Origin of the sequence: Enterococcus sp. 9D6_DIV0238 (assembly GCF_002174455.2) — a bacterium.
In the GTDB taxonomy this organism is placed as follows: domain Bacteria; phylum Bacillota; class Bacilli; order Lactobacillales; family Enterococcaceae; genus Enterococcus_L; species Enterococcus_L dunnyi.
In genome coordinates this window covers 1,071,706-1,097,328 of the sequence record NZ_CP147246.1, presented here as the reverse complement: position 1 = coordinate 1,097,328, position 25,623 = coordinate 1,071,706, and the positions used below count along the sequence as shown (strand labels likewise).

Below are 25,623 nucleotides of genomic sequence, written 5' to 3'. Positions count from 1 at the left end.
GTTTGGGCTTGTATCAAAAGAATAAACAGACCTTTATAGAGTAGAAGGAGAGTTAAGATGGGTAAATATTTTGGAACAGATGGTGTTCGAGGAATTGCAAATAAAGAATTGACACCAGAATTAGCGTTTAAATTGGGCCGCTTTGGCGGATATGTACTTAGTCAGCATGAAGATTCTACACGTCGTCCAAGAGTATTGGTTGGTCGCGATACACGTATTTCCGGACAATTATTGGAACAAGCGTTGATTGCTGGATTGTTGTCAGTAGGAATTGAAGTATTCCAATTAGGCGTCATCTCAACACCAGGTGTTGCTTATCTAACAAGACTGCAAAAAGCATCTGCTGGAGTCATGATTTCTGCTTCTCATAATCCTGCTGAGGATAATGGAATCAAATTCTTTGGTTCAGATGGCTTTAAGTTAGTCGATGATCAAGAGTTGGAAATCGAAGCATTACTTGACGCACAAGAAGATACATTGCCTCGACCTTCTGCAGAAGGTCTGGGTTCGTTAGATGAATTTCCAGAAGGCTTATTGAAATATTCACAATTTCTAGTTCAAACGATTCCGGGCGATTTATCAGGAATCACTGTTTGTATCGATGCTGCCAATGGAGCGACTGCAACTTCAGTTAACCGTTTATTTGCAGATTTAGAAACAGAGTTCTTTACTATGGGGACTAGTCCAAATGGCTTGAATATCAATGATGGTGTTGGCTCAACACATCCCGAAAAATTAGCAGAAATGGTTGTTGAAAAAAATGCGGATGTAGGTTTAGCATTTGATGGTGATGGTGACCGCATTATTGCAGTGGATGAGCTTGGGAATATCATTGATGGAGATAAAATCATGTTTATCTGTGCAAAATATTTGGCAGAAAAAAATCGTTTGAAAAAAGATACGATCGTAACCACTGTGATGAGTAATTTAGGCTTCCGTAAAGCTGTTGAGGCTGCCGGAATGAAAGATGTCATCACACAAGTTGGTGACCGCTATGTTGTAGAAGAAATGCGTAAAAACGACTATAATTTTGGCGGCGAACAATCAGGACATATGATCTTCTTAGATTACAATACAACAGGAGATGGAATGCTTTCTGGTATTCAACTATTGAACGTCATGAAACAAACAGGGAAAAAATTATCTGAACTAGCTGCAGAAGTGACTGTTTATCCACAAAAATTAGTAAATATCCGTGTGACAGATAAACATGGCGCAATGGATGTACCTGCAATCAAAGCAATCGTTGAACAGATGGAACAAGAAATGAATGGTGACGGACGTATTTTAGTTCGACCTTCAGGAACTGAACCACTACTACGTGTGATGGCTGAAGCACCAACACAAGAAAAAGTAGATTATTATGTGGATCAGATCGCTGACGTCGTGAAAGCTGAAATCGGTGTAGAATAGTTAGATAGAAACAATAAAAAAAAAGAGACAAAGTGATAACAACTCAAGTTATTATTTTGTCTTTTTTTATGATTTAAAAGCGAATGATTATTTATATTTCAGGAAGATCGTTCGATAATTTCGTTGACAGATTTGGGATAAAAAGGTAGTATTATTTGAGAATTGATAGACTAGTTAGGTCTATTTTTTCAATGCAACAGTTATTTGTGATTTTAGACATGAAAGGGGTAATGAGATGGGAAAATATTTAGTTTTACAAACAGATTTTGGTCTTGGTGATGGTGCAGTTAGTGCGATGTACGGCGTGGCACATATGGTCAGCGATGAAATCACCATTGAAGATTTGACCCACGAGATTCCCCCATATGATATTTGGGCAGCTTCTTATCGGTTGTATCAAACTGTCAAATACTGGCCGAAAGGAACTGTTTTTGTTTCGGTGGTCGATCCAGGTGTCGGCAGCGCCCGCAGAAGTATCGTTGCGAAAACAAGTTCAGGACATTACATCATCACACCGGATAATGGCTCGTTAACACACATTTTACACTATCAAGGAATCGAAGAAATTCGTGCAATCGATGAAGTAACTAGTCGCTTACCGCACTCAGAAGAAAGTCACACATTTCATGGTAGAGATATCTATGCGTATAACGGTGCGCGTCTTGCTAGTAATGAGATCTCTTTTGAAGAATTAGGCAGTGTTGTTGATACAGCTTCGATCACCACGTTGCCATTGATCGAAGCAACACAAAATGAGCATATATTAGAAGGTAGTATCGATGTACTGGACATTCGTTTTGGGTCACTATGGACGAATATTCCATTAGCATTTCTAAAGGAAGCAGCAATCAGTCATGGAGATCAGCTGCAAGTGACGATCTATCATAAAAAGAAAAAAGTGTATCAAAATATTATGAAATTTGCAAAATCATTTGCAGATGTCAATATCGGGGAACCGTTGGTGTATGTCAACTCATTGGTCAATATCGGAGTAGCTGTTAACCAAGATTCATTTTCGAAGTTATATCATATTGGAACTGGGACAGACTGGACGATCCAATTGAGAAAAGCACCAAAGATTATTTTTGAATAGGAGTGAACAAAATGAAAAAAGATTTTTCAGTAAAAACGATCGTAGCAATTGGTATCGGTTCGGCTGTTTTTGTTATTTTGGGACGTTTTGTAGTGATTCCAACAGGTTTTCCAAATACGAACCTTGAGACTGCCTATCCGTTTTTAGCATTGATTTCAGCTATTTTTGGACCAGTAGCAGGTGGGCTGATCGGATTGATCGGACACACATTGAAGGATTTCACAACTTACGGCAGTGCTTGGTGGAGCTGGATCGTTTGCTCAGGGATCATTGGTGTTATCTATGGTTTTGCAGGAAGAAAGATCGATCTACAGCATGGCGAATTCACGAAAAGAGACATTATTCATTTTAATATATATCAAGTAGTTGGAAATGCTGTAGTTTGGGGATTAATCGCTCCGACATTAGATGTTTTGATCTACAGTGAGCCTGCTAGTAAAGTTTATACACAAGGTGTTATTGCAGTAGTCCTAAATATCATTGCTGTTGGAATTATCGGTACATTGTTGATGGCAGCTTATGCTGCAACCCGAACAAAAAAAGGGAGTTTAACAAAAGATTAGTTATGTAGTAAAATAGAAATGAAGGACAAGAAAAAACGGCTATTTTAGCTAATCGTCTTTTCTTGTCTTTTTTACATAGAAAAAAGGAGCGGCATCCATGAAAAAACCACTGATCACGTTTGATAACTTCAGCTTCCAGTATCATAGCCAAGCTGAACCTACATTACATACTATCGATTTAACAATTTATGAGGGAGAAAAAGTCTTGATCTTAGGGCACAGCGGTAGCGGAAAATCGACATTTGCTCAGTGTATCAACGGCTTGATTCCATACAGCTATGAAGGAGAAATTACTGGAAGTGTGAAGATCAATGAGAAAGAATTGACTCAAACCAGTTTATTTGACTTATCATTTGATGTCGGAACTGTCCTTCAAGATACAGATGGTCAATTTATCGGTTTGACTGTGGGCGAAGATGTGGCTTTTGCACTAGAAAATGATGCAGTCTCGCAAGAAACGATGAAACAAGAAGTCAAGAAATGGACAGAAGTGGTTGAAATCAGTGATTTTTTACATCATCGACCACAGGATTTATCCGGCGGACAAAAGCAGCGGGTATCGATGGCAGGGGTTTTGATCAATGAAGCGCCGATCTTATTATTTGATGAGCCTTTGGCAAATCTTGATCCCAAAGCCGGAAAAGAGACGATTGCATTGATCGATGATCTTCATAAAAAAGTCAAGACCACGGTCGTTATCATTGAGCATCGATTAGAAGATGTCCTATATCGTTCAGTAGATCGTGTGATCGTTTTTGATGATGGACGGATCGTCGCTGATTTGCCGGCAGATGAACTCCTGAAAACGAATATCCTTATAGAAAAAGGAATTCGTGAGCCGCTGTATGTAACAGCAATGAAATATGCTGGTGTAGATCTGACCACTGTCGAACATTTATCAGATAATGAGAAGGTTCAAGCTCCTCAATTAAAAGAACAAATGGAAAATTGGATGAAAGAGCAATCACAGGAATCTGAACAAAAGAAAACAGAACCGCTGTTGACGTTAGAAAATATAACGTATCAATATCAAAAAAATGGCCGTTTAGTGCTAGACGATGTTTCGGTGACGATCAATAAAGGGGAAATGTTTAGTATCGTTGGGAAAAATGGTGCTGGGAAATCCACATTGAGTAAAGCTATTTGCGGTTTTATTACACCTCAAACTGGAAAGATGCATTGGCAGAATGAAGACTTTACGCAATTTTCGATCAAAGAACGGGCGGATAAAATTGGTTTTGTCATGCAAAATCCAAATCAGATGATTTCTAAAAAGATGGTTTTTGAAGAAGTTGCATTAGGCTTAGTATTAAAAGGGCTGCCAGAAGCTGAAATCAATCAGCAGGTTGAAAAAGTTTTAAAAATCTGTGGACTATATTCATTTCGAAAATGGCCGATATCAGCACTTAGCTTTGGTCAGAAAAAACGAGTGACGATCGCATCGATTTTAGTTTTAGAACCAGAAATGATCATTTTAGATGAACCAACAGCAGGGCAAGATTTTAAGCATTATACAGAAATGATGAGCTTCTTGAAAAAGCTGAATCACATGGGCATGACTATCGCAATGATTACGCATGATATGCATCTGATGTTAGAATATACCGAACGTACATTGGTGTTGTCTGATGGGAAGATACTTGCAGATACGACCCCTATCAACGTATTGACAAATGTTCAATTAGTAGAGCAGGCCTCGTTGAAAGAGACGAGTTTGTTTACCTTTGCTAAGCATCTAAAGTTAGCTGATCCATTTTTATTTACCAAAAATTTTATGACATATGATCAGGAGGTCCGTTTTACATGAATGAACATCAAATGCTAGGGTATATTCCTGATGATACAGTGGTTCATAAAATAAACGGTACGGCAAAATTGATTTTCTTGATTTTGTTGTCCGTAGCGTGCATGACAACCTATGATACGCGTTTTTTACTTGGGATGACGGTATTTTCACTCATTTTATTCAAATTTTCGCATATCAAATGGCATCAAATTTCCTTTGTCGTTAAGTTTATTTTCGTTTTTTCATTACTCAATATTATTGCGGTGTATCTATTTTCTCCAGAATATGGTGTTGAGCTTTATGGCTCTAAAACATTGATTTGGCAAGGATTTGGACGCTTTACGATCACGCAGGAGCAATTATTTTATGAGTTCAATTTAGTCTTAAAATATTTTTGTACGATTCCGCTTGTTCTGATTTTTCTTTTGACGACAAATCCGAGTGAATTTGCCTCTAGTTTAAATCGAATCGGAGTTAGTTATAAAATCAGTTACGCAGTTGCCTTAGCGATTCGCTACATTCCAGATATCCAGGAAGATTTTATCAATATTTCATTAGCGCAGCAGGCGCGTGGTTTTGAGATGTCTAAAAAAGGCAAATTGAGCCAACGGTTGAAAGGGACAGCACAAATCGTTTTCCCTTTGATCTTATCCAGTTTAGATCGAATTGAAACCATTAGTACAGCGATGGAATTACGCCGCTTTGGTGAAAAGAAAAAAAGAACTTGGTATGCGCAACAACCGTTTCATTTCGCTGATATTGTTGTAATCGGGTTGGCGCTGATCCTGACAGCTTTAAGTTTTGCTTTATTTAAGGTTAATGGGGGAAGATTTTATAACCCTTTTTAATAAAATTGCTAATGGGAGAAAGGACGTATTTTTTTGTCTAATAAGTTCAAAATGAAAGATTGGTTGTTCATTTATTTTTTTGTTGGGAGCTTTGTTTTTTTAAGTAGTGTTTGTTTAAGCCGTCCAGTGTGGGCACAGGAGAGTAGTTTAGAATTTGTTCAAGAAGAGAGTTTAGATGCTACAGACAGTGCTATTTTTGGCGAGGATGCATTGAGTGCGGATACTCCAGTAGATCAATCTGAAAAATTGAACAAGTGTTTAGAAGTGGCGACTGCAAAGAATCGCTGGCTGTACTTGCCTGAAGGTGAGTATATCATCAATAAAACGATTCCTTTGTACAGCAATGTCAGAATTAGTGGTGACCCTGCTGGTACAACAATCCTCAAAAATGAAACGAATACAGAAGTTGGATTTGAATGTCCGAAAAATCAGTACCCGAATCGACAAAATATAGCTATTACAAATTTATTTTTAGATGATATTTCTATTTATACTCAATTAGTAGACCAACTACGTATCGAAAATAATGTTTTTTATCATCCTTCAAGCAAATTTATGGTCAGTGTCAACAAAACTAATGGTGCTAAAATCAACAACAATATTTTTTTGAGAGATCAAAACCATATTGGAGCCGCAAGAGATTGGGGTCGAACAATCTATATAGGCGGTTATGCGACAGCTAGTCGCTATCAATGGACGGAAAATGTCGAGATCAATAATAATCTATTTGGAGTAAAGTTGAATGAGCTGGATGCAGTAAAAGAATTCAGTCCAAAATCGACGAATCAAACGATTCAACGATTACAAAGTGCCATTCTTAAAAAAGAAGTTGTTTTGGCTAACGAACAATATTTTATCGTTACCGGAATCAATTCATTTAATAATTTGAAGAAGACGGCGATCGAGAATAATTTATTTTACTCGTGCCATGATGACTATGGCTTAGATGTCATAGGACAAGACCACGCCATTTATTTAAGAGGAGCACAAGATATTTACTTTGCAAATAACCATTTGAGAGGCTGGCATAATGGTCCCGCTGGAGGAATCAAATTTAAGTCTGGTCGAAACATTACGATCGTCAATAATTATTTAAGAAATACAGGAATGATTTTTTACGCAACAGCAGAATATGGGTTAGGAGAAACTATTTCTGATGGAAAGATCTCTGAGCTTTCTCATATTTTTGTAGCAAATAATATTTTTGACTGGAAAAAATGGGACGGTTATTACTCATATGGTGTAGAGTATCATAGTGAAAATGTAGCAGATCCGCTTATGCATGATTTGGTTTTCATCGATAATGCTTATATTCATTTTAATAATATCCCAGCTAATCGTCGAATCGGCTTCACAAAAGTTATGGGTGATGGTTTTCCAGCGGAAAGTACCTATATCCGAAACACACGAGATGACACTGAGGATCAAGTGTTAGGTGTCCAATACTGGACACCAGAAGATTATGAAAAGATGCCATCGGATTGGCGGGAAATGACGACAGCTGAGGCCTATGATTATTATTTAAGAAAACAATCTGTTCCGATACCGATCCAAGATATTTTGACCGTTGGGACCAGTGAATAAATCATAATTTTGTATATGATTGGTATACATAGATTCCTTTTTCGTAAAGGTTTTTATGTATACCAATTTTCTTTTTATAATTAAAAGTTGACAGGGACATTAGTTTAGATATATTATTAATGCAGTTTCTATTGGAATATATTTAAGGAGGATAGTTAGACCAATATAGGAATAGCGCCAGGCCTGTTGTTTCAGGTGACGAGGAGAGAGCTTATCGAAACATTCGGCGGATAGCTCTAGGGGCTGCACTCTACAAGCTGGAAATAAAAAATAATTGCAAAATTATAACAAAGATTCAGCTAAGCAGAATAGAAACATATAATGATCGATCAAAAATAGTCTAATCATCACAGAAAATGAGACAAACAGGAACTCATTGATGTCCTATCGACTGTTTTTTGATCATGACCTAAGACAAATGAGAAAGTAGGAAATAGACATTATGTGTGGAATTGTGGGAATTGTCGGAAAAGAAAATGCAACGGATATTTTAGTTCAAGGACTAGAGAAGTTAGAATATAGAGGATATGATTCAGCTGGGATTTTTGTCACAGGAGTAAATGAGCAGGATCACCTAGTGAAATCACTTGGTCGAATCGCTGATCTTCGTGCTCGAATCGGCCAGGAAGTTCAAGGCACCGTTGGAATCGGTCATACGCGCTGGGCGACTCATGGTAAGCCAAGTGAGCGGAATGCTCATCCTCATACAGCTGGGGATCATCAATTTATTTTGGTGCATAATGGTGTGATCGAAAATTTTGAAGAAATCAAACAGGAATTTCTTCAAGGAGAACAACTAGCTGGTGAAACAGACACAGAAATCGTTGTCCATTTAATCGCTCATTTTTCGAAAGAAGCGCCAAATACAAAAGAAGCGTTTAAAAAAGCATTGGCTGTTATTAAAGGCTCTTATGCTTTTGCGTTGATCAACAAAAATGATCCAGAGACGATTTATGTCGCAAAGAATAAAAGCCCGCTATTGATCGGTTTAGGAGAAGAATTCAATGTAATCTGCAGTGATGCTATGGCGATGCTTAGTCAAACCAATCGCTTTGTAGAAATCGCTGATGGCGAGTTAGTCACGGTCAAAGCAGATAAAATCGAGATCGAAGATGAAACAGGAACGATCGTTTGTCGTGATTCTTATGAAGCTCAACTGGATTTAAGTGATATTGAAAAAGGAACCTATCCTTATTACATGCTAAAAGAAATCGATGATCAACCGGCTGTTATGCGCAGGATCATTCTGGAGTATACTGATCAAGTTGGCAGAACAACGATCGATCAAACGATCATTGAAAAAATCACAGAAAGCGACCGTGTCTATGTCGTTGCTTGCGGGACTAGTTATCATGCTGGTTGGGTCGGGAAAACGATCATTGAAAAGGTTGCGGGCATCCCAGTAGAAGTTCATTTGTCGAGCGAATTTAGTTATAATATGCCATTGCTTTCAGACAATCCGTTCTTTATCTTTTTAAGTCAAAGTGGGGAAACAGCTGATAGTCGGCAAGTATTGGTTCAAATCAATGATTTAGGTTTTCCATCCTTAACACTCACAAATGTTCCAGGGTCTACGCTGTCTAGGGAGGCTATGTATACCTTACTGCTGCATGCAGGTCCTGAGATCGCTGTTGCATCTACTAAAGCTTATACAGCTCAAATCGCAGTTTTAGCGGTACTAGCTAAAGCGATCGGCGATAAGAAAGCAAGTCCTGTTTCAAAAGCTTTTGATGTTGCGCATGAGCTAAGTGTGATTGCGTCCGTGATGGAAACGATCATCGATGATAAAATTACGATCAGCCAGTTAGTAGAAGACTATTTAGCTGTTACAAGAAATGCTTTTTATATTGGTCGCGGTACGGACTATTATGTTTCAATGGAAGCGGCACTAAAATTAAAAGAAATTTCTTATATTCAGGCAGAAGGCTTTGCTGCGGGTGAATTAAAGCATGGGACGATCGCATTGATCGAAGAAGGAACGCCAGTTTTTGGTGTGATTACAGACGAGAAAACAGCTGCTCATACAAGAGGGAATTTGAAAGAAGTCGAAAGCCGCGGAGCACACAATTTTGTGATTTCTTTAGCTTCGTTAGCTAAGGAGACAGATCAAGTGATTTTACCGGATGTCCATCCATTACTGACTTCTTTAGTCAGCATTGTTCCGACACAATTGATTGCCTATTTTGCTACGTTACAAAGAGGATATGATGTTGATAAACCGCGTAATTTAGCAAAGAGCGTAACTGTGGAATAAAAGGGCTGAGACAAAAACGTTTAGCTCTGAAAAATAAGAAGAAACCAACTTTTGACCATCGCTTATTAAGAAGTAGAGGTTGAGACAGAAGTGTTTAATCACGAGAAATAAGAAAGAATTCACGAAAATTGTTTTCCAAATTTTTGTGAATTCTTTCTTATTTTCTAAGGAATTGCTTCTGTTCTCACTGTTTATCCGAATTACAGGTGTCAGGGATTTGACTCGCAGAGTTTTGCCTCAACGACTTTATTTTAATGGAATCTTTAAATAAAATGTTGTTCCTGCTTCTGTTGTGCTGTGAACACTTAGTTTAAATTGATGACGGTCCGCGATTTCTTTGGCGATAGCTAAACCTAACCCAGTTCCATCAAACTGCTGCTTCGATTGCGAACGATGAAAACGGGTGAAAATCTGTTCCTGTTCTTTTTGAGAAATCACTGGGTCAAAATTATGGATACTAAGCATCAATGAATCTTTTTTGCGTTCGGTGTCGACGGTGATCGTTGTTTGAGCAGGTGCAAACTTAAGAGCGTTTTCTATTAAAATGATCAAGAGCTGGCGAATACGGCCATAGTCTCCTTGAATGATCACGGGTCGATCTAAGATTGTTTTAAGTGTCAAGGTTTGTTCTTTCTCAGCCGCTTTCATTCGTAGGCTGCGTAAGCTGTCTGATAATACATCATTGATCGGTACAGCTTCCATCGTGATCGAGAATTCAGGATTTTCTAAACGGGACAACTCGAGTAAATCGTTGATCAATCGCTCTAAGACAATAGCTTCGTTCAATAATTGCTGATGATACTCGTTTACTTTTTCTGGCTGTGTGACAAGACCATCGGCTAATGATTCAAGTGAGCCGCGAATAACGGTTACAGGTGTGCGTAATTCATGTGAAACAGTAGATAAAAAATCTTTTTGAGCCTGCTCCCTGTTTTCCCGCTGATTTTTAGCAGTTAAGAGGCGTTCTCGTAAGATGTTCAATTTTTCTCCAAGCTGACCGATTTCATCTTTTTCTGAGATTATCAATGGCTTTTGATATGTTTCGATCACTAACTCATCTGTAAAAGCACTCATTTTGTTGATCGGTGCGATGAATTTTTTTGAAAGGATGACAGAAAGCAAGAGACCGATGATCCATGCGATCAAGATACTGGCCAAAAGCAGCATATAGCCTTTTCTTTCTTCTTTATGCACGCTTGATACAGCGGAGTGGAGTAGGACAACGGCCAGCACATTCCCGTTTGTATCTTTGATTGGTTCGCCCACTGTTACAGTTGGTTCTCCAATAAAATTACTAAAAGCATTACTAGTTGCTGTTTTTCCTGCATAGACCTGCTGAATGACTTTTTGTGCATCTTCAGGTAGCGCACTGTATTCTTTTTGATGCATCCCATGCCCCACTGTGATCGTTTGGGCATGTTCATCTACGATCCAAAGATCATCCATGGCCAATTGATCCATGAATTTGATAAAAGAAGCGTAATGCATATCCATTTTCATGGAAGAACCAGATCCCATCATCCCGTGCATAGATGAATTATTGTCATTCTCTACAGAGACTTGCTCAGAAAAATAGTCACTTAAATTGTCTGCGATCACCGCAGCACGGCGAGTCATTTCTTCTGTATGGATCGTAATGGTCTGCTTTGAGAACAAGAAACGAAAGGCAAAACCGATCACAAGAGAAAACAGTAGTAGTGTCAACGAGAAATATAGAATAAGCTTTTTTGTTAGTTTATTTTTCATTTTTTCCCTCGAATTTATAGCCTTGGCCCCAAACTGTTGCAATTTCCCACTGTGGATGGGGCACTTCATCCAGTTTTGCTCTCAAACGTTTGATATGTGTATCGACTGTTCTAGCGTCACCATAATAATCGATGCCCCAAAGGCTATCTAATAAGTTATCCCGTGAGAAAACTTTTTCCCGGTGAGATAAAAGCAGCCAGAGCAGTTCTAATTCTCTTTTGGTCAATAGAATTTCCTTTTGCTCAATAGTGACTTTCTTTTCCTCTAGATAAAGAGCGAGGTTATCATAGGTCAAATAGGCCATCGATTGTTGGTTTTCTTCTGTTCGTTCGATACGTCGTAAAATTGCTCGTATCCTAGCCATGACTTCACTTGGAGAAAATGGTTTGACGATGTAATCATCCGCACCGATATCCAACCCCATGATACGGTGATAGTCCTCTCCTTTGGCAGTGATCATGATGATCGGGACATTAGACGTTTCACGGATTTTTTTACAGACCTCAAATCCATCGAGAACTGGAAGCATCACGTCCAGTAAAATCAGCTCGATCGTATGTTTATAAAAGGCATTTAGTGCTTCTTGTCCATTAGAAACTATCACCGGCGTGAACCCCTCTTTTAAAACATATTCTTTTAACACTTCAGTGATTTGCTGATGATCATCTACGATCAAAATTTTTTTCATAATGTTTCCTCCTGCTTCTTCTTTCTATTATAGTCAATAATCAAGGAATTAGGGGAATTTTTTTCGACACATATTCGACACAATTACTAGTTAGACTGAATAAAAATAGGAGGGATCAAACAATGAAAAAAAGCAGTCTATTATTATTGGGCATGGTGATTTTGGGGACGTTTAATTTTGCAACGACAGTTGAAGCGATTGGACGTTTTGATGAGGACGCTATGTATTCAAATGAGATGAGAGAAAGACATATGTGGGATCAAGAAAATAAAGAGCAAGGAAAGCAGCGAAATACTGAAGGCTCCCATTGGGAAAGGAGTGAGCGAAGAAATCAAATGAGGCAAAAAGCGCATCGATATTCAACTCACCCTTGCTGGTCAGCTGAATAAAAAAAAGATTCCCCCAACGAGATCGATGGAGGGAACACAAATCAAATTACACACAACCATAAAATAGCATACTTTCTCATAATTCTCAAGAATTTAGCATTTCGTATAAAAAAATGAGAGGAAAAGCTCGGCGATTGTGTCTTTTATTATTTAAATTAGATTTTTTTGGAAAAACATATAAAAAAGTGCTTAGTATGAATTTGAGCCCCCAAAATTAGATTTCTCAGATCTAATTTTAGGGGCTCACTTCAATGATCGAGCAGCTAATTATAATACTCGAACAGCAAAATCTGGTGAATAAGAAGCAACGGTTGCGATCTGAACCACATCACCGGGAACCGGTGCATGAATATAGGAACCGTCTCCTGTTGAAATACCAACATGATAAGTTCCGCCGTGACTACCCCAAAAAACTAAGTCTCCTGCTTGGGCTTCAGAAACAGCGATCGTAGTACCTGCTGTTTCTTGGTCAACAGTTGTTCGGCCTAAAGCGTGACCGATTGAAGCAAAGGCAACTTGGACTAGACCAGAACAATCAAATGCATCAGGGCCAGCAGCACCATAAACATATGGTTTACCTAAATGTGTTTTAGCTGCTGCTATGACTGCTGATCGTGTATCGGTTTGCTTACTTTGTTCGGCTTGTTGTTGTTTTGCCTGCTCGATTTTTTTAGAGAGCTGTTTTTCCTGATCAGCTAGATCTGATTGTTCTTCAGTAAGCTCTCTGATCTCTGTTTGCAATTCTTTTTGTTGCTGGTTTAATTCAGCTAGACGTTCTTTTTTTTCATCTAATGGATCATTAGTCTCTTCTTTGGGAGCTGTCACAGAAGCAAAATCCAATGTCAAAGCATCAGTAGTTTTTGCTGTTGCAGATTCAGTAACTGATCCAATTGTTTGGATATCTTGCAATTGTTTAATAGCTGTTTGTGTTTTTTGGATTTTCATTCCTATGTACGATAATTGATCCGCCGCTTCAGTTTTTTGTTCTACAGATTTTAGCTTTACTGCTTTTAATTGTGTCAATTTTTGTGAGGATTCACTAATAAGCTTTTCAGCGGCAGCTTTGTTTTGGTCAGGGGTTTCTGCCTGTGCTTGATCACTAAGAAATAAGCTAGTAGATAGTGCTATGCCTGCAATGAATAATTTGGTCAAGGTAGTGGTTTTTTTCAAAAAAATTCTCCTTTAGCATGATGTTTTCGTATGTAGTTGATGACTCGCCTAATCAAAGGCCACTAGTATTTAAACACACTCTAGAAAAATAGTCTGTAAAAGGGAGGTTAAATGTTTGTTGCTTTTTTTACAAAAAATGCACTTTTATTGCACTTTTTTTCTTTTATGTAATGTAACCGCTCTAAGATGTCAAAAACAAATCTGCTTAAATCATTTGATGGTAGACTGTCACAAAAACAATCAAAGATGGCTGCTTGGTAGTCCGTTTTAGTGGTTCGTTTTTCCTTACTATCTTTTTTCTTTAAATTGATTTAAAATAGTTTAGAAAGAAAAAAGGGTCAAAGCAGGATGAAATGGAGGGATGAGGATGAAAAAAGAAACAGTATTTGATGTTACACATCAGTCGATCCTAGAAACGGCAAAAGAGCTTTTTTTAACGAACGGATACAAAAATACATCCACTCGTGATATTGCTAAAGCTGCGAATATCACACAACCTGCTCTTTACTACCACTTCTCAACCAAGGAGCTTCTGTTTGTTGAGATCAACAAGCAGATCGGCAGCCAGCTAAAAACAGCGATCGAACAAATCATTCAAAAGAATGATTCACTTGAAAATCAATTGATCGATTGCACTAACGCATTGTTGAATGTATACCATCGAGATATTTTTTCTTTTATCCATCAAAGCGCTGCAGAGATGGAGCCGGAGAACAAACAGCAATTGTTTCATATTTTGAATGAGTATTATTTAGAACCACTTCAAAAAGTTTTTGAAACAAGTAAAGAAACGTTGAATAGTCATGTTTCTGCTCAAAAGGCAGCCCAATTTTATCTGATGAGCTTATCGTTATTATTTTCAACAGTCCATCAACTGAGAACAGAGAATGAACGCTCAGAGCAAATCACTGAATTGATGCAGATGGTCTTGCATGGAGTTGTTGCGTAAGGAATAGTATTTTTTTATCATGTGATAAAAAAGTTGTGCTATTCCTTTTTTTATGATAATATTTTTATCAACCGATAAAAAATTGGTTTGTTTTTTTAATTAATTTTTTATCAAGTGATAAAAAAAGAGGTGGATCGGATGTTTTTAGGATTAGAAGAAATGAAGTATTTCAAATTACGTTACACATTGGTTGTCGGAGTCATTGTGCTGGTAGCCTATGTCGCTTTTATGCTATCCGGATTAGCGAATGGATTGGCTCAAGGCGTTAGAAAAGGTGTAGATAATTGGGGAGCTACAAGTATCATTTTATCGGACGATGCAAATAAAAGTTTAAATGCATCCAGTTTAGTAATCGCTGATCTTGACCAGGTAGATGCAAAAATCAAAGAGCCTTTAGGGCAATATGCTGGAGCGTTGAATAAGACAGGGCAAAATAAAGAAGCAGACAAAATCAATATTTCTCTTTTTGGCGTGACTGAGAAAAGTGCGATCAAGCCAGAATTGACTGAAGGCCGCTATTTTGATAAGACTGGGGAAATCATTGTTCCACAAAATTTAGTAGATAAGGGTATCCACTTAGGCGATACCGTAAAAATAGGAAAACTGGACAAACCATTAAAAGTTGTAGGAATAACAAAACAAAATACCTTTAGTATTGTTCCATTGATCTATACATCGATCGATCAATGGCAAGAAATCAAATTTGGCAGAATCATCGAGGGAGATCAGACACCGATCAATGGCATTGTCGTAAAATCAACGCCTACGAGTAAAATCGAGTTACACGCAAGTGATGATCATTTGGCAAAATATAAAATGGAAGATTTTATTGAAAAATTGCCTGGTTATAGTGAACAGAATTTGACTTTGAACGCAATGATCTATTTTCTGTTTGTCATTACTGCAGCCATTATTGGTATTTTTATTTATGTGATGACTCTTCAAAAAACGAGTTTGTTCGGTGTGATGAAAGCACAAGGGATTTCTAATGGTTATATTATTCAATCGATCATTGCTCAAACGTTTATTTTGGGTGTGATCGGCGTAGCAATTGGTGTGATCTTGACGCTATTGACCAATTTGATATTACCTGCAGCAATGCCATTTGAATTAGATACGATGAACTTGCTCATATACAGTGTAGTATTAGTAATTGTCGCTGTGTTTGGCGGCGTCTTTTCGATTCGAACCGTTACGAAAGTTGATCCGATGAAGGCGATAGGAGGATAAAAAAATGGCTGATATTTTAGTGATGAATGATATTAGAAAAACCTTTGGAAAAGGTCATGCTGCAGTAGAAGCATTAAAAGGAGTCAATCTGAATGTTGAGGCAGGGGAATTTGTTAGCATTATTGGACCTTCAGGTTCTGGTAAAAGCACCTTTTTAACGATTGCCGGCGGATTGCAAACACCAAGTACCGGAACCATTCAAATCAATGGCAAAGATTTTACCCATTTAAATGAAAAGAAACGTTCTAGATTGCGCTTTGAAGAGATCGGTTTTATTTTACAAGCATCCAATTTGATTCCATTTTTGACTGTGGAAAAGCAATTTACGCTGGTAGATAAAATTGAAAAGAAAAAGCCTGAAAAAGCTCGTGTCGAAGAGTTATTGGCCTCACTGGACATTGCAGATCTGATGAAAAAATTTCCTAGAGATTTATCCGGCGGGGAACGGCAACGTGTTGCGATCGCCAGAGCACTGTTCAATGAGCCTAGTTTGATTTTAGCTGATGAACCAACTGCAAGTTTGGATACAGAACATGCGTATGAAGTTGTTAAACTTCTAGCGAAAGAAGCACATGAGAAAAAGAAAGCCACGATCATGGTGACTCATGATCCAAGGATGATCGAATGGAGCGACAATGTTTACCGAATTGAAGATGGTGAACTGACAAAAGAATAAGGATTGTTTAAAAGAAGGAAGTAAACGAAATGTTTATTTTCCTTCTTTTTAATTTTAAGTATAATAAAACTTGTTTTTAGGTTATGATGGGGGAGAGAAGTAAAACAGGAGTTGTTTGGAAAAATAGTCAATCAAAAGTTGAAAGCGAGGTAAAATAATGGATAATAGAGTTGAAGTAATGACATTTTCACAGTTGAAAAAACTGGTGGAAGAGCTAGAATCAAATAAAACGGTCACTGATGATACGAAGGTATTTATCGATACGGGCTGGGATAGTGTACAAGAGGTTGAGCCGAATGCACTTCATGTGGAAGAGGTCGTAGAATTCAAAGTTCAGGATGAATTGACAAAGGAATTTTATGTGGGCTATTCTTTGCTTGAAAAAGCTGAACGAATGAATGCTGAAGGAACGGCAGAAACAGCGATCATCATCCGAAATCTATATTAAAATCACCGTTTTTTTCATGTATAAATGTCTTAGAGTACGATATTTGGTTTTAAATGTACATGGTATTTATTTTTTGATATTATTTAGGCATAAAGAAATAGCTACATGAAGAATGAGCACTAGGAAGGTGGTGTTATTTTTGTCGAATAAAATTCCATTTCCAAAAAATTATGAACGATATATTGAGATGGGGCAAGAAGCACTCCAACTCGGAAATAAAGAAGCAGCACTCTCTTATTTTGAAAAAGCATATGCAATTAAACAGGATTTCCCTTTGAATCTGGTTTTGGCAAATACGTATTTGGACACAGAGAACTATGAGAAAGCCTTGTATGTGGTTTCGGAAATGCGTGAGTCCTATTTTGAATATCTGGACTATCTAGAGATCTATATTCATGTGCTGACGAAGAATCAGCTATTCCTTCAAGCGCATAGTATCATCAATGAGCGGATTTTGATGGAACAAAGCGGTGAGATGAGAAAACTTATTTCTCTGAAAAAGAAGGTTAAGCATGTTGAGTTGAAGTATCAGCAATTTGAATCCGTAAAGATCTCGGAAGTAAAAAAAGAACTAAATCAGTTGAATTTATATGATTATTATGAGCAGTTGTCTGTAATCAAAAAATCACTGAATTTACCTCAGGATGATTTTATTAGGCTTGGGAAAAACTTATTACTTGATGGACGGGTACATATTTTAGTTCGGTCATGGATTTTAGAGGAACTTGTCAAACTGCATGTCAAAGAAGAAGTAAAATTTTTGTGGAGAGATGATCAAACTTATACAGTTATTCCTGCAACGGTAGGAACGCCACTGGATTGTGCAGCATATCAGAGAATCTTGCTCTTTTTAGAAAAAGAATTGATCAATGTTGCTCCAATTTTACTAGTAGATATCACTGAAGAAATTCGTTTGCACTTTACATTATTATACCCGCTGGCAGATCAAATCATCAAAAATCCCAGATTGTGGGCGATAAGCTATATCATCTCTTACAATCAATCGATGGGTCAAAAATATCACATAGAAGAAAAAGAAGAAATCAAAAAGATTCAAAAAATACAACATGAAATTCGTTTAGATCTAGAAACGATGGTTCAGTGATAAAATATCGAGGTCGGACACTTCTGCTTCCACCTTTTATTCATTTTTTAAAGGACTGGGTCGTAACTCGTAGAGTTATGTCCCAGCCCTTTTTTGGTAAAAAGCACCTATTTTTTTGAAGTTAATTTTAAGTAGATCAGTAATAAAAATGAAAGAAGAAAGTGGAAAAAAATTCCACCTTGAATAAAGGTAATCACTAAATACACTGATTCTGTATCAAAAATGGTGCTTTGAGTAAAATAACGCTGAATAATAAATTCTGTGAACACTAAAAAAAGAGAAAGAACGAATAACCGTGTGTGAAGCCTCCCCAATATAACCCCTACCCTAACAAATATATTTTGAAGATTTATCATAACATAAAAATAAACGGACGTTTTATCAAATTTTGGCTATATTCATCAGAAATATGAGAAAAAAATGGGAAAAATAGTGTAGAATTATTTATAGGGGATAAAAAAAACATCATCTTCATGATGATGCTTAGGTACAGTCATATTCTAAAAGATGAAAAGAAGAGACGCCATCTAAGAATAAACTGTGCTATAATGCTATTTGTAGCAGAAAATCTTGGTTGAGCAGACGCGCCCTGAGGGAATCGAACCCCCGTCTCAAGAACCGGAATCTTACGTGATATCCACTACACTAAGGGCGCAAGCACGAGTATTAGTTTAGCTGATATTTTAATAAATTACAAGGGGGATGACGAAATTAATGAAATTTGAACAGCATTTGTCCCAACAGCAAAAGCAAGTCCAAAAACTTGCTATGACCCAACAATTGCAGCAGTCGATCCAAATCCTACAGTATAACTCAGAAGAACTCAACGCTTATATAGAAACCAAGTCTCTGGAAAATCCATTGATCGATTTACAAGCGAATACTAGCCATAGTGATTTTACGAACTCTGGCAGTCGAACTTATACAAATGAAGAGTATAATTACTTAAATCAAATTCCTGACGATCAAACCTCTCTTTTTGAATTCCTGATCGATCAGATTCATTTGAATTATCGAGATACTTATTTGAGAACGTTAGTATTGTTTTTAGTGGAATTTATTGACTTAAATGGTTATTTGACCATTGATTTAGAGGAAGCAGCACGACAAACGGGAGCTACTGCTATTGAGATGTTGGATGCCTTGACCTTGATTCAGCAATTAGACCCAGCAGGCGTTGGTGCACGAAATTTGCAAGAATGTTTGATGCTGCAAATTGAACGGGATGATGCAGCGCCATCTTTAGCATACATTGTGATCGAAGAGGAGTTCGATCAACTAGCTAATCGTAAATGGCCGTCGATCGCTAAAAAATTTAAGGTCGATTTGTCTGATATTCAGAAAATTTTCGATTATATCCAAACCTTGACACCATCACCCGGTAGTATTTTTGAATCAACCTCTGGAATTTATATTCGACCTGACTTGACGATTAGAACCAAGGACAGACAGATAACGGTACTTTCTAATAAAAAGGGAGCACCTAAACTGCAGTTTCAACAGGCATATTTTGAACGCATGCAGGCAGTCGAAGATAAAGAAGTCCAGGCATACATTCAAGAAAAGAAAAATGAATTTGAATGGCTTGAAAAAACAATTATTCAACGGGGAGATACGATTTTAAGAGTAGGAAAAGAAATTGTCGAACGTCAGCAGGCTTTCTTTTTCAATGAAGATCGCCCGTTGGTGCCAATGACGCTCAGAGAAATCGCAGAGACTCTTGATATTCATGAATCAACGGTCAGCCGTGCAGTAAATGGAAAATATCTGGAAACCTCTTTTGGTGTTTTTGAATTACGTTCCTTTTTTTCTCATGGTCTGGCCAATGAAAGCACTGGAGAAGAGACGTCAACGAGCAGTGTAAAAAGGCAATTACAGCGTCTTGTAGATAATGAAAATAAAGCAAAACCACTGTCAGATCAAAAGATCGTCGACTTGTTAAAAGAGCAGGACATTGACATATCGCGAAGAACAGTGACTAAATACCGCGAAGCACTGGGTATTCCTGCCTCCTCTAAGAGAAAAAGGTATGATAAATAGAAGAGGCTTAGACAAAAGCATTTAACTGTGAAAAATAAGTCCTTCAATCCTTAGTATCTTTGATACTGAGAGATTTGCTAGCTGATTAGATCGGAACAAAATGAAGTAGGTACTGTGCAATACTGTTTATCTGCGACGTGTTTTTGACGAGAAAGCATCAGCACATTCGTCGTTGTGTTTTACAGCAATAAGAAGGAGCTGCTTTTGTATCGCCATTTATTAAAAATTAAAGGGACTGGAACATAACTCTGCGAGTTACGATCCAGTCCCTTTTTAAAACGAATAAACGGTGGAAGTAGAGGTAAAGCCCTCTTATTTCTCAGAGGTGAATCCTTACGTTCCATCCTCTTTTTTATTTAGGAATCATGGTTTCCAAATCAAATGCTCTGAAGGGAGCCCTTCTTCAATTCCCAGCCAAACAGAGTCAAAATGATGTTTTTGGAGCAGGTGTTTTGATGCACCATTATTTGGATCGATAATAGCATAAACCGTAGCTTTAGAAAGTCTGTCTGAATGCGTGATTTTGGTAAGTAAATCGGTAATGATCTGGTGCGCATAGCCCATTCCCCAATACTCAGGCAGAAGCATATAGCCGATTTCGATTTTCTTTTCTTTATCCCAAGATAATTTAGCAAAACCGATATAAGTGGATCGATCATAGACTTTATAATAGCCAGTGTGATCACTGTGCGCAGCGTTGTAATCAAGGATTTTTTGAAAATTTTCTGCGGCTTCATTATCTGTCTCGGCTTTTTCTGTGATATATCGCATCACACGAATATCTTGACAAAGCTGTTTGTATAATTGTAGATCACTTGTTTCATAAAAACTGAGTGTGAGGTCCTTTTCCATAGATTACAGCCTCCCATAATATAGAAATAAAAAAAGTAGTCACTCTAAAAAAAGAGTACTACTTATTAAAAAAGCCACCTGCCGGGCTTGAACCGGCGACCCCCACCTTACCATGGTGGTGCTCTACCAGCTGAGCTAAGGCGGCAATATTACTGGAATACAGATAACAGATTACCGTAGATTAGAATGTTTGTCAATACGTTTATCCTTGGTAGATAAATGTATAAATTTGTTGAAATGTAAAATAATAAAAAATGAATGGCTATTTTAAATTATTTATTGACACTAGTTCGTTCGTATTGATAAACTAAAATAAGGAGGGGAAAATAAATATGTTTATTGTTTGGGGTAGTAGAGGATTCGAAAAAGATTTAGGGGACACTGTCATTCAATGTGACTGTGGTCATTGTAACAACGAGGTAATTATGCAGGGAAAACAAATAGGACGAAAATTTACATTGTTTTGGATTCCACTTTTTACAACATCATCAAGTCATTACCTGTTATGTCCCATATGTGGATACGGTAAAGAAATGGCTCCAGATGTTTTGAAACAATACTTAATTAGTTCCACTGAAACAATTGCTGAGTAAATAAAAAAAGTATTTGACAGCTCAGATTTTTTCAAGTAGAATACGATGTAACAAAAAGAAAATAGACAGTCCGTTGAAGAGAAGAGTAAATTTGGGCGCATTTCATAGAGAGTCTCGGTTGGTGAAAAGAGATAGATGCAGAAGGATTGAAGATGGCCTCTGAGGATAAGTTGTTGATAAGTAAGCAGCTTCGGGCAGCACCCGTTATCCTAGCAGCAAGTTGATTGACTTGATTAAAGAAAAGTAATGAAGATTACTTTAAAACAAAGGTGGTACCGCGATTATTCGCCCTTTACTAGCACAGGCTGGTAAAGGGCTTTTTTTGTTCTTTGGCGGAGAAGGCAGAATCAGTAAGAAAATTTTATAGACAACGCAATGAGATGGAAAGTACAGCTGAAATTTTATCTAACAGAGAGCTTGGGTAGCTGAAAACAAGCGATAAATGAAATCTGGAAAATGGCCATTGAGCAGCGCTTCGAGTGAATAGTTCATAAGACAGCGACGGGAGCACCCGTTATAGTGCTAAAGTATACTCAAAAATTTTGACGTACTTGATGAGGGTATCTATGTGAATGGATACTAAATAGAGGTGGTAACACGCAAAAGCGTCCTCAAATGTATAATTTTATGCATTTGAGGACGCTTTTTCTATTTTTAGCTAAAAAGTAAAAGGAGGAACGTTAAATGAAAAAAAGGATGTTGATGACACTATTGATTCTAATAGGTGTAACCACTGTTTCCGCTTGTAGTAGCAATCGTAGCTCTACTGAAACGAAAGATAAAATCATTAGAGTGGGTACCTCACCTGGTCCATATAGTGAATTATTTTTAGAAGCTGTGAAACCAATATTAGAAAAACAAGGGTATCAAATAAAGCAAAATGAGTTTACAGAATTGATTCAGGCAGACATCGCGTTGGCGGAAGGGACGATCGATTTGAATGTAGATCAGCATACCGCTTATCTCAATAACTTCAATGAAAACAAGGATGCTCATCTGATCAGCATCACACCGATTCCAACAGTAGCAGCAGGTCTATTTCCAGGTCGAAAAAGTCAGTTAGAGGATGTTCAGAAGAAAGATAAGGTTGGAATCCCAGATGATCCATCTAACACAGCTCGAGCGTTCAATCTTTTGCAAAAGGCAGGTTGGATCGAATTGAAAGAAGGTATAGATTCCGTCAAAGCAACAAAAAATGACATTGTAAGCAATCCGAAAGAACTAGAATTTGTAGAAATGACTTCTGCACAAATTCCGAGAAGTTTAGAAGATCTAGATTTTGCGGTTATTCCAGGAAGTATCGTCTACAGTGCAAAACTTGATCCAAAAGAAAGCCTGCTTTCAGAAGATGTGTTAAAAGAATATGAACTAGTCGCAACGATCGATGAAAAAAATAAAGAGAGCGATTGGGCAAAAGCAGTTGTTGATGCCTATCACTCCAAAGAATTTAAAACCTATTTAAATGAACATAACCAAGAAAATTATTGGTTTGTTCCAAAAGAATTGCAGGAGGATTAAAGATGATCGAATTAAAACATATTGATGTAACGTTTTATCAAAAGAAAAAAGCGATAGAGGCAGTAAAAGATGTCACATTAACTATTGAAAAAGAGGATGTTTTTGGAATCGTAGGTTATTCAGGCGCAGGAAAAAGTACATTGGTCCGAGTAATCAATCTATTGCAGCGGCCAACGGCTGGGGAAGTGATCATCAATGAAAAAAATATACTTTCCTTTTCACCGAAGGAATTACGAGCACAACGCAAGAAAATTGGGATGATCTTCCAACATTTTAACTTAATGAAGGAACGAACGATTTTTGGGAACATTGATTTTTCATTGAAATATTCTGGTCTAAATAAAACGCAGCGAAAAGAAAAAATTGAAAAATTACTGGATCTGGTTGGGTTGGCAGACAAGAAAGACGCCTACCCGAGTCAACTCTCTGGTGGTCAAAAACAGCGGGTAGCGATTGCCAGAGCATTAGCCAATGATCCTGAGATTTTACTTTGTGATGAAGCAACTAGTGCGCTCGATCCTAAGACCACGATTCAAATTCTTGATCTATTAAAAAAATTGAATAAAGAACTAGGATTGACAATCGTTTTGATCACACATGAAATGCAAGTTGTTAAAGAAATTTGTAATAAAGTTGCTGTGATGGAGGCTGGGCAAGTCATTGAACAAAACGACATTGTTTCAGTATTCAGCCAGCCAAAAGAAGCCTTGACGAAGGATTTCATTCGGACAGCAACTCATATCGATCAAGCATTAGAGACGATCGTTCAGCATCCTAGCTTGACAAATTTAGGTGGAAATGAAGTATTGGTAGAATTTTCGTATGTGGGAGAGCAAACAAGTGAGCCGTTGATTGCACAACTGTACAGTCAATATCATGTGGTCACAAATATTCTTTACGGCAATGTCGAGATTTTACAAAATGTTCCGATCGGCAATTTGATCGTGATTCTTTCGGGAGAAGAAACACAGCGGGAGAAGGCTCTGAACTTCTTACAGGAGCAAGAAGTAAAAGTCAAAATTTTAAAAGAAGCAGGTTCAACAAATAACGTCATACCATTACCAGCGGTATCGCAATAATGAAGGAGCGGAAGTTATGCAGAATTTTTTCCAACAGTATTTTCCAAATGTTATCGAACTAAAGCAAGAATTTATTAGCAGTACAATAGAAACATTATATATGGTTTTTTGGACGGCAATAATTGCAGGAGTTTTAGGGACTCTACTTGGGGTCATTTTAGTAGCAACTGGTCCAAAAGGTATATTAAAAAGTCCAGTTCTTTACAGTATTTTAGAAAAATTTATCAATGTATGTAGATCCATCCCTTTTATCATTATGCTGGCACTGATCCAGCCGATCACTCGTTTTTTAACAGGAACAACGATTGGTACAACGGCTGCTTTAGTGCCGCTGGTGATAGGAGTGATTCCATTTTTTGCCAGACAAATCGAAAATGCTTTGCTTGAGGTCGACCCTGGGGTTATCGAAGCGGCTGAATCAATGGGGACAAGTCCTTTAGGGATCATTTTTAGAGTGTATCTCATTGAAGGCTTGCCAAGTATTATTCGTGTTTCTTCTGTAACGATTATCAATTTGATCGGTTTGACTGCGATGGCAGGTGCAATCGGAGCTGGAGGCTTGGGCAATCTAGCTATTACTAGAGGATACAATCGATTTCAAACGGATGTGACGATCGTAGCAACATTGATTATTTTGGTCTTAGTATTTGCCAGTCAATTTATCAGTAATACGTTGATTCGAAAAACATCTCATTGATCATTTATTTAATAAAACCGCAAATAAAAAACTACTTGAAAAGAGGAAATAGCATGAAAAAATTTGTAAAAATCATTGGTTTAGCATTAACAGTTGGGGTTGTCCTAGCAGGATGTTCTTCCGGCACTGCCAAAAGTGAAAAAACTGAAGTCGTAAAATTAGGCGTGGTAGGCGCCAACAATGAAGTCTTAGAATCAGTTAAAGAGCGGCTGAAAAAAGATGGGATCGACCTTCAATTGATCGAGTTTTCTGATTATACACAACCTAATGCAGCCTTAGCTGAAAAAGAAATCGACCTGAACTCATTCCAACACCAAATTTTTCTGGATAACTATAACGAAGAACATAAAACAAATTTAGTGTCGATCGGCAATACGGTCAGCGCACCATTGGGAATCTATTCATCAAAAATCAAAGACGTGAAAGAATTGAAAGATGGGGCAGAAATCGCTATTCCAAATGATGCAACGAATGGCGGACGTGCCTTACTGCTTTTACAAAGCGCTGGCTTGATCAAAGTAGATCCGGCGAAAAAACAAACACCTACGGTCAATGACATCACTGAAAACAAATTGAATTTAAAAATCACTGAACTAGATGCCTCTCAGACGGCTAGAGCACTTCAAGACATCGATGCTTCTGTCATCAATAGTGGAATGGCTGTCGATGCTGGTTTTGTACCAGCAAAAGATGCAATTTTCCTAGAACCAGTAGATGAAACATCAAAACCATATGTAAATATCATCGTTGCCCGTAAGGAAGATGAAGACAACGAAACATACAATAAAGTAGTGGACACTTATCAACAAGAAGAAACTAAAAAAGTGATCGAAGAAACATCAAAAGGCTCAAGCATCCCAGCTTGGGAAACATTCGGAAGAAAATAAGAGGAGGAAATCACT

23 protein-coding genes, 2 tRNA genes and 2 other annotated features are annotated in these 25,623 nt (G+C 37.6%); of the genes, 19 read left to right on the top strand and 6 right to left on the bottom strand.

The window, feature by feature from the left end; all coding sequences use genetic code 11:
* The first annotated feature begins 57 nt into the window (after positions 1-57).
* From glmM to glmS, 7 genes are all read left to right on the top strand, one after another.
* Entirely contained in the window at positions 58-1,413 is a 1,356-nt protein-coding gene (glmM, locus tag A5889_RS05190) for a phosphoglucosamine mutase (protein ID WP_087641132.1), read from the top strand.
* 235 nt (positions 1,414-1,648) lie between these two features.
* Positions 1,649-2,506 (top strand): SAM hydrolase/SAM-dependent halogenase family protein, encoded by an 858-nt coding sequence (locus tag A5889_RS05185; RefSeq protein ID WP_087641133.1) that lies wholly within the window; start codon positions 1,649-1,651, stop codon positions 2,504-2,506.
* An 11-nt stretch (positions 2,507-2,517) separates the two neighbouring features.
* Positions 2,518-3,069 carry an ECF-type riboflavin transporter substrate-binding protein gene (locus tag A5889_RS05180; RefSeq protein ID WP_087641134.1) on the top strand — a complete coding sequence of 184 codons (552 nt, stop codon included), beginning with the start codon at positions 2,518-2,520 and terminating at the stop codon, positions 3,067-3,069.
* Between the two features lie 97 nt (positions 3,070-3,166).
* Positions 3,167-4,876, top strand: coding sequence for an ABC transporter ATP-binding protein (locus A5889_RS05175; protein WP_087641135.1), 1,710 nt, complete (start codon positions 3,167-3,169; stop codon positions 4,874-4,876).
* A complete protein-coding gene (locus A5889_RS05170; protein ID WP_087641136.1) occupies positions 4,873-5,703 on the top strand; it encodes an energy-coupling factor transporter transmembrane component T family protein in 831 nt (276 codons plus the stop codon). Before A5889_RS05175 ends, A5889_RS05170 begins: the two co-directional genes overlap by 4 nt.
* Before the next feature lie 33 nt (positions 5,704-5,736).
* On the top strand, positions 5,737-7,287 hold the full coding sequence (locus tag A5889_RS05165) for a glycosyl hydrolase family 28-related protein (RefSeq protein ID WP_140405336.1): 1,551 nt from the start codon (positions 5,737-5,739) through the stop codon (positions 7,285-7,287).
* A gap of 442 nt (positions 7,288-7,729) precedes the next feature.
* A complete protein-coding gene (glmS, locus tag A5889_RS05160; protein ID WP_087641138.1) occupies positions 7,730-9,541 on the top strand; it encodes a glutamine--fructose-6-phosphate transaminase (isomerizing) in 1,812 nt (603 codons plus the stop codon).
* Positions 9,542-9,787: 246 nt separating this feature from the next.
* Here glmS and A5889_RS05155 read toward each other — a convergent pair whose 3' ends face one another.
* Both A5889_RS05155 and A5889_RS05150 read right to left on the bottom strand, forming a co-directional pair.
* A complete protein-coding gene (locus tag A5889_RS05155) occupies positions 9,788-11,287 on the bottom strand; it encodes a sensor histidine kinase (protein WP_087641140.1) in 1,500 nt (499 codons plus the stop codon).
* Entirely contained in the window at positions 11,277-11,975 is a 699-nt protein-coding gene (locus A5889_RS05150) for a response regulator transcription factor (RefSeq protein WP_087641141.1), read from the bottom strand. The genes A5889_RS05155 and A5889_RS05150 overlap by 11 nt, the downstream gene beginning before the upstream one ends.
* A 122-nt stretch (positions 11,976-12,097) precedes the next feature.
* Between A5889_RS05150 and A5889_RS05145 the strand changes: the two genes are divergently transcribed.
* Positions 12,098-12,364, top strand: a complete 267-nt coding sequence (locus A5889_RS05145; protein ID WP_087641142.1) for a hypothetical protein — start codon at positions 12,098-12,100, stop codon at positions 12,362-12,364.
* A 267-nt stretch (positions 12,365-12,631) separates the two neighbouring features.
* Here the strand turns inward: A5889_RS05145 and A5889_RS05140 are convergent, their stop codons facing one another.
* Positions 12,632-13,534: a C40 family peptidase gene (locus A5889_RS05140; protein ID WP_087641143.1), complete on the bottom strand. Its 903-nt coding sequence runs from the start codon at positions 13,532-13,534 to the stop codon at positions 12,632-12,634.
* Positions 13,535-13,901: 367 nt separating this feature from the next.
* Between A5889_RS05140 and A5889_RS05135 the strand changes: the two genes are divergently transcribed.
* The 5 genes from A5889_RS05135 to A5889_RS05115 all read left to right on the top strand — a co-directional run bounded on the left by A5889_RS05135 (position 13,902) and on the right by A5889_RS05115 (position 17,942).
* Positions 13,902-14,483 (top strand): TetR/AcrR family transcriptional regulator, encoded by a 582-nt coding sequence (locus A5889_RS05135; protein ID WP_087641144.1) that lies wholly within the window; start codon positions 13,902-13,904, stop codon positions 14,481-14,483.
* A 138-nt stretch (positions 14,484-14,621) separates the two neighbouring features.
* A complete protein-coding gene (locus A5889_RS05130) occupies positions 14,622-15,713 on the top strand; it encodes an ABC transporter permease (protein WP_087641145.1) in 1,092 nt (363 codons plus the stop codon).
* Positions 15,714-15,717: 4 nt separating this feature from the next.
* Positions 15,718-16,389, top strand: coding sequence for an ABC transporter ATP-binding protein (locus A5889_RS05125; protein WP_087641146.1), 672 nt, complete (start codon positions 15,718-15,720; stop codon positions 16,387-16,389).
* 157 nt (positions 16,390-16,546) lie between these two features.
* Positions 16,547-16,837, top strand: a complete 291-nt coding sequence (locus tag A5889_RS05120; RefSeq protein WP_087641147.1) for a hypothetical protein — start codon at positions 16,547-16,549, stop codon at positions 16,835-16,837.
* A 130-nt stretch (positions 16,838-16,967) separates the two neighbouring features.
* Positions 16,968-17,942, top strand: a complete 975-nt coding sequence (locus tag A5889_RS05115) for a tetratricopeptide repeat protein (RefSeq protein ID WP_254909565.1) — start codon at positions 16,968-16,970, stop codon at positions 17,940-17,942.
* 583 nt (positions 17,943-18,525) lie between these two features.
* Here the strand turns inward: A5889_RS05115 and A5889_RS05110 are convergent.
* Positions 18,526-18,597: transfer RNA gene (locus A5889_RS05110), tRNA-Arg, on the bottom strand.
* A 59-nt stretch (positions 18,598-18,656) separates the two neighbouring features.
* On the opposite strand from A5889_RS05110, the gene rpoN reads away from it, so the two are divergent.
* Entirely contained in the window at positions 18,657-19,982 is a 1,326-nt protein-coding gene (rpoN, locus tag A5889_RS05105; protein ID WP_087641149.1) for an RNA polymerase factor sigma-54, read from the top strand.
* Between the two features lie 363 nt (positions 19,983-20,345).
* On the opposite strand, the gene A5889_RS05100 is transcribed toward rpoN, so the two are convergent.
* Positions 20,346-20,834 (bottom strand): GNAT family N-acetyltransferase, encoded by a 489-nt coding sequence (locus A5889_RS05100; protein WP_087641150.1) that lies wholly within the window; start codon positions 20,832-20,834, stop codon positions 20,346-20,348.
* Between the two features lie 72 nt (positions 20,835-20,906).
* Positions 20,907-20,979: transfer RNA gene (locus tag A5889_RS05095), tRNA-Thr, on the bottom strand.
* Positions 20,980-21,166: 187 nt separating this feature from the next.
* On the opposite strand from A5889_RS05095, the gene A5889_RS05090 reads away from it, so the two are divergent.
* From A5889_RS05090 to A5889_RS05070, 5 genes are all read left to right on the top strand, one after another.
* Positions 21,167-21,427 carry a zinc-ribbon domain-containing protein gene (locus tag A5889_RS05090; protein ID WP_087641151.1) on the top strand — a complete coding sequence of 87 codons (261 nt, stop codon included), beginning with the start codon at positions 21,167-21,169 and terminating at the stop codon, positions 21,425-21,427.
* Between the two features lie 64 nt (positions 21,428-21,491).
* Positions 21,492-21,723 (top strand) — a binding site (T-box leader).
* A gap of 70 nt (positions 21,724-21,793) precedes the next feature.
* Positions 21,794-22,043: a binding site (T-box leader), on the top strand.
* 68 nt (positions 22,044-22,111) lie between these two features.
* Positions 22,112-22,945: a MetQ/NlpA family ABC transporter substrate-binding protein gene (locus A5889_RS05085; RefSeq protein WP_087641152.1), complete on the top strand. Its 834-nt coding sequence runs from the start codon at positions 22,112-22,114 to the stop codon at positions 22,943-22,945.
* A 2-nt stretch (positions 22,946-22,947) separates the two neighbouring features.
* Positions 22,948-24,024: a methionine ABC transporter ATP-binding protein gene (locus A5889_RS05080; protein ID WP_087641153.1), complete on the top strand. Its 1,077-nt coding sequence runs from the start codon at positions 22,948-22,950 to the stop codon at positions 24,022-24,024.
* Positions 24,025-24,040: 16 nt separating this feature from the next.
* Positions 24,041-24,721 (top strand): methionine ABC transporter permease, encoded by a 681-nt coding sequence (locus tag A5889_RS05075; RefSeq protein ID WP_087641154.1) that lies wholly within the window; start codon positions 24,041-24,043, stop codon positions 24,719-24,721.
* 53 nt (positions 24,722-24,774) lie between these two features.
* Positions 24,775-25,608, top strand: coding sequence for a MetQ/NlpA family ABC transporter substrate-binding protein (locus tag A5889_RS05070; protein ID WP_087641155.1), 834 nt, complete (start codon positions 24,775-24,777; stop codon positions 25,606-25,608).
* Positions 25,609-25,623: the final 15 nt, after the last annotated feature.

Coding starts and splice junctions, on each gene's coding strand:
- A5889_RS05125 (WP_087641146.1), top strand. CDS start 15,718: ATGGCTGATATTTTAGTGATGAATGATATTAGAAAAACCTTTGGAAAA.
- glmS (WP_087641138.1), top strand. CDS start 7,730: ATGTGTGGAATTGTGGGAATTGTCGGAAAAGAAAATGCAACGGATATT.
- A5889_RS05145 (WP_087641142.1), top strand. CDS start 12,098: ATGAAAAAAAGCAGTCTATTATTATTGGGCATGGTGATTTTGGGGACG.
- A5889_RS05175 (WP_087641135.1), top strand. CDS start 3,167: ATGAAAAAACCACTGATCACGTTTGATAACTTCAGCTTCCAGTATCAT.
- A5889_RS05075 (WP_087641154.1), top strand. CDS start 24,041: ATGCAGAATTTTTTCCAACAGTATTTTCCAAATGTTATCGAACTAAAG.
- A5889_RS05120 (WP_087641147.1), top strand. CDS start 16,547: ATGGATAATAGAGTTGAAGTAATGACATTTTCACAGTTGAAAAAACTG.
- A5889_RS05170 (WP_087641136.1), top strand. CDS start 4,873: ATGAATGAACATCAAATGCTAGGGTATATTCCTGATGATACAGTGGTT.
- A5889_RS05155 (WP_087641140.1), bottom strand. CDS start 11,287: ATGAAAAATAAACTAACAAAAAAGCTTATTCTATATTTCTCGTTGACA.
- glmM (WP_087641132.1), top strand. CDS start 58: ATGGGTAAATATTTTGGAACAGATGGTGTTCGAGGAATTGCAAATAAA.
- A5889_RS05090 (WP_087641151.1), top strand. CDS start 21,167: ATGTTTATTGTTTGGGGTAGTAGAGGATTCGAAAAAGATTTAGGGGAC.
- A5889_RS05100 (WP_087641150.1), bottom strand. CDS start 20,834: ATGGAAAAGGACCTCACACTCAGTTTTTATGAAACAAGTGATCTACAA.
- rpoN (WP_087641149.1), top strand. CDS start 18,657: ATGAAATTTGAACAGCATTTGTCCCAACAGCAAAAGCAAGTCCAAAAA.
- A5889_RS05085 (WP_087641152.1), top strand. CDS start 22,112: ATGAAAAAAAGGATGTTGATGACACTATTGATTCTAATAGGTGTAACC.
- A5889_RS05180 (WP_087641134.1), top strand. CDS start 2,518: ATGAAAAAAGATTTTTCAGTAAAAACGATCGTAGCAATTGGTATCGGT.
- A5889_RS05130 (WP_087641145.1), top strand. CDS start 14,622: ATGTTTTTAGGATTAGAAGAAATGAAGTATTTCAAATTACGTTACACA.
- A5889_RS05070 (WP_087641155.1), top strand. CDS start 24,775: ATGAAAAAATTTGTAAAAATCATTGGTTTAGCATTAACAGTTGGGGTT.
- A5889_RS05185 (WP_087641133.1), top strand. CDS start 1,649: ATGGGAAAATATTTAGTTTTACAAACAGATTTTGGTCTTGGTGATGGT.
- A5889_RS05135 (WP_087641144.1), top strand. CDS start 13,902: ATGAAAAAAGAAACAGTATTTGATGTTACACATCAGTCGATCCTAGAA.
- A5889_RS05150 (WP_087641141.1), bottom strand. CDS start 11,975: ATGAAAAAAATTTTGATCGTAGATGATCATCAGCAAATCACTGAAGTG.
- A5889_RS05080 (WP_087641153.1), top strand. CDS start 22,948: ATGATCGAATTAAAACATATTGATGTAACGTTTTATCAAAAGAAAAAA.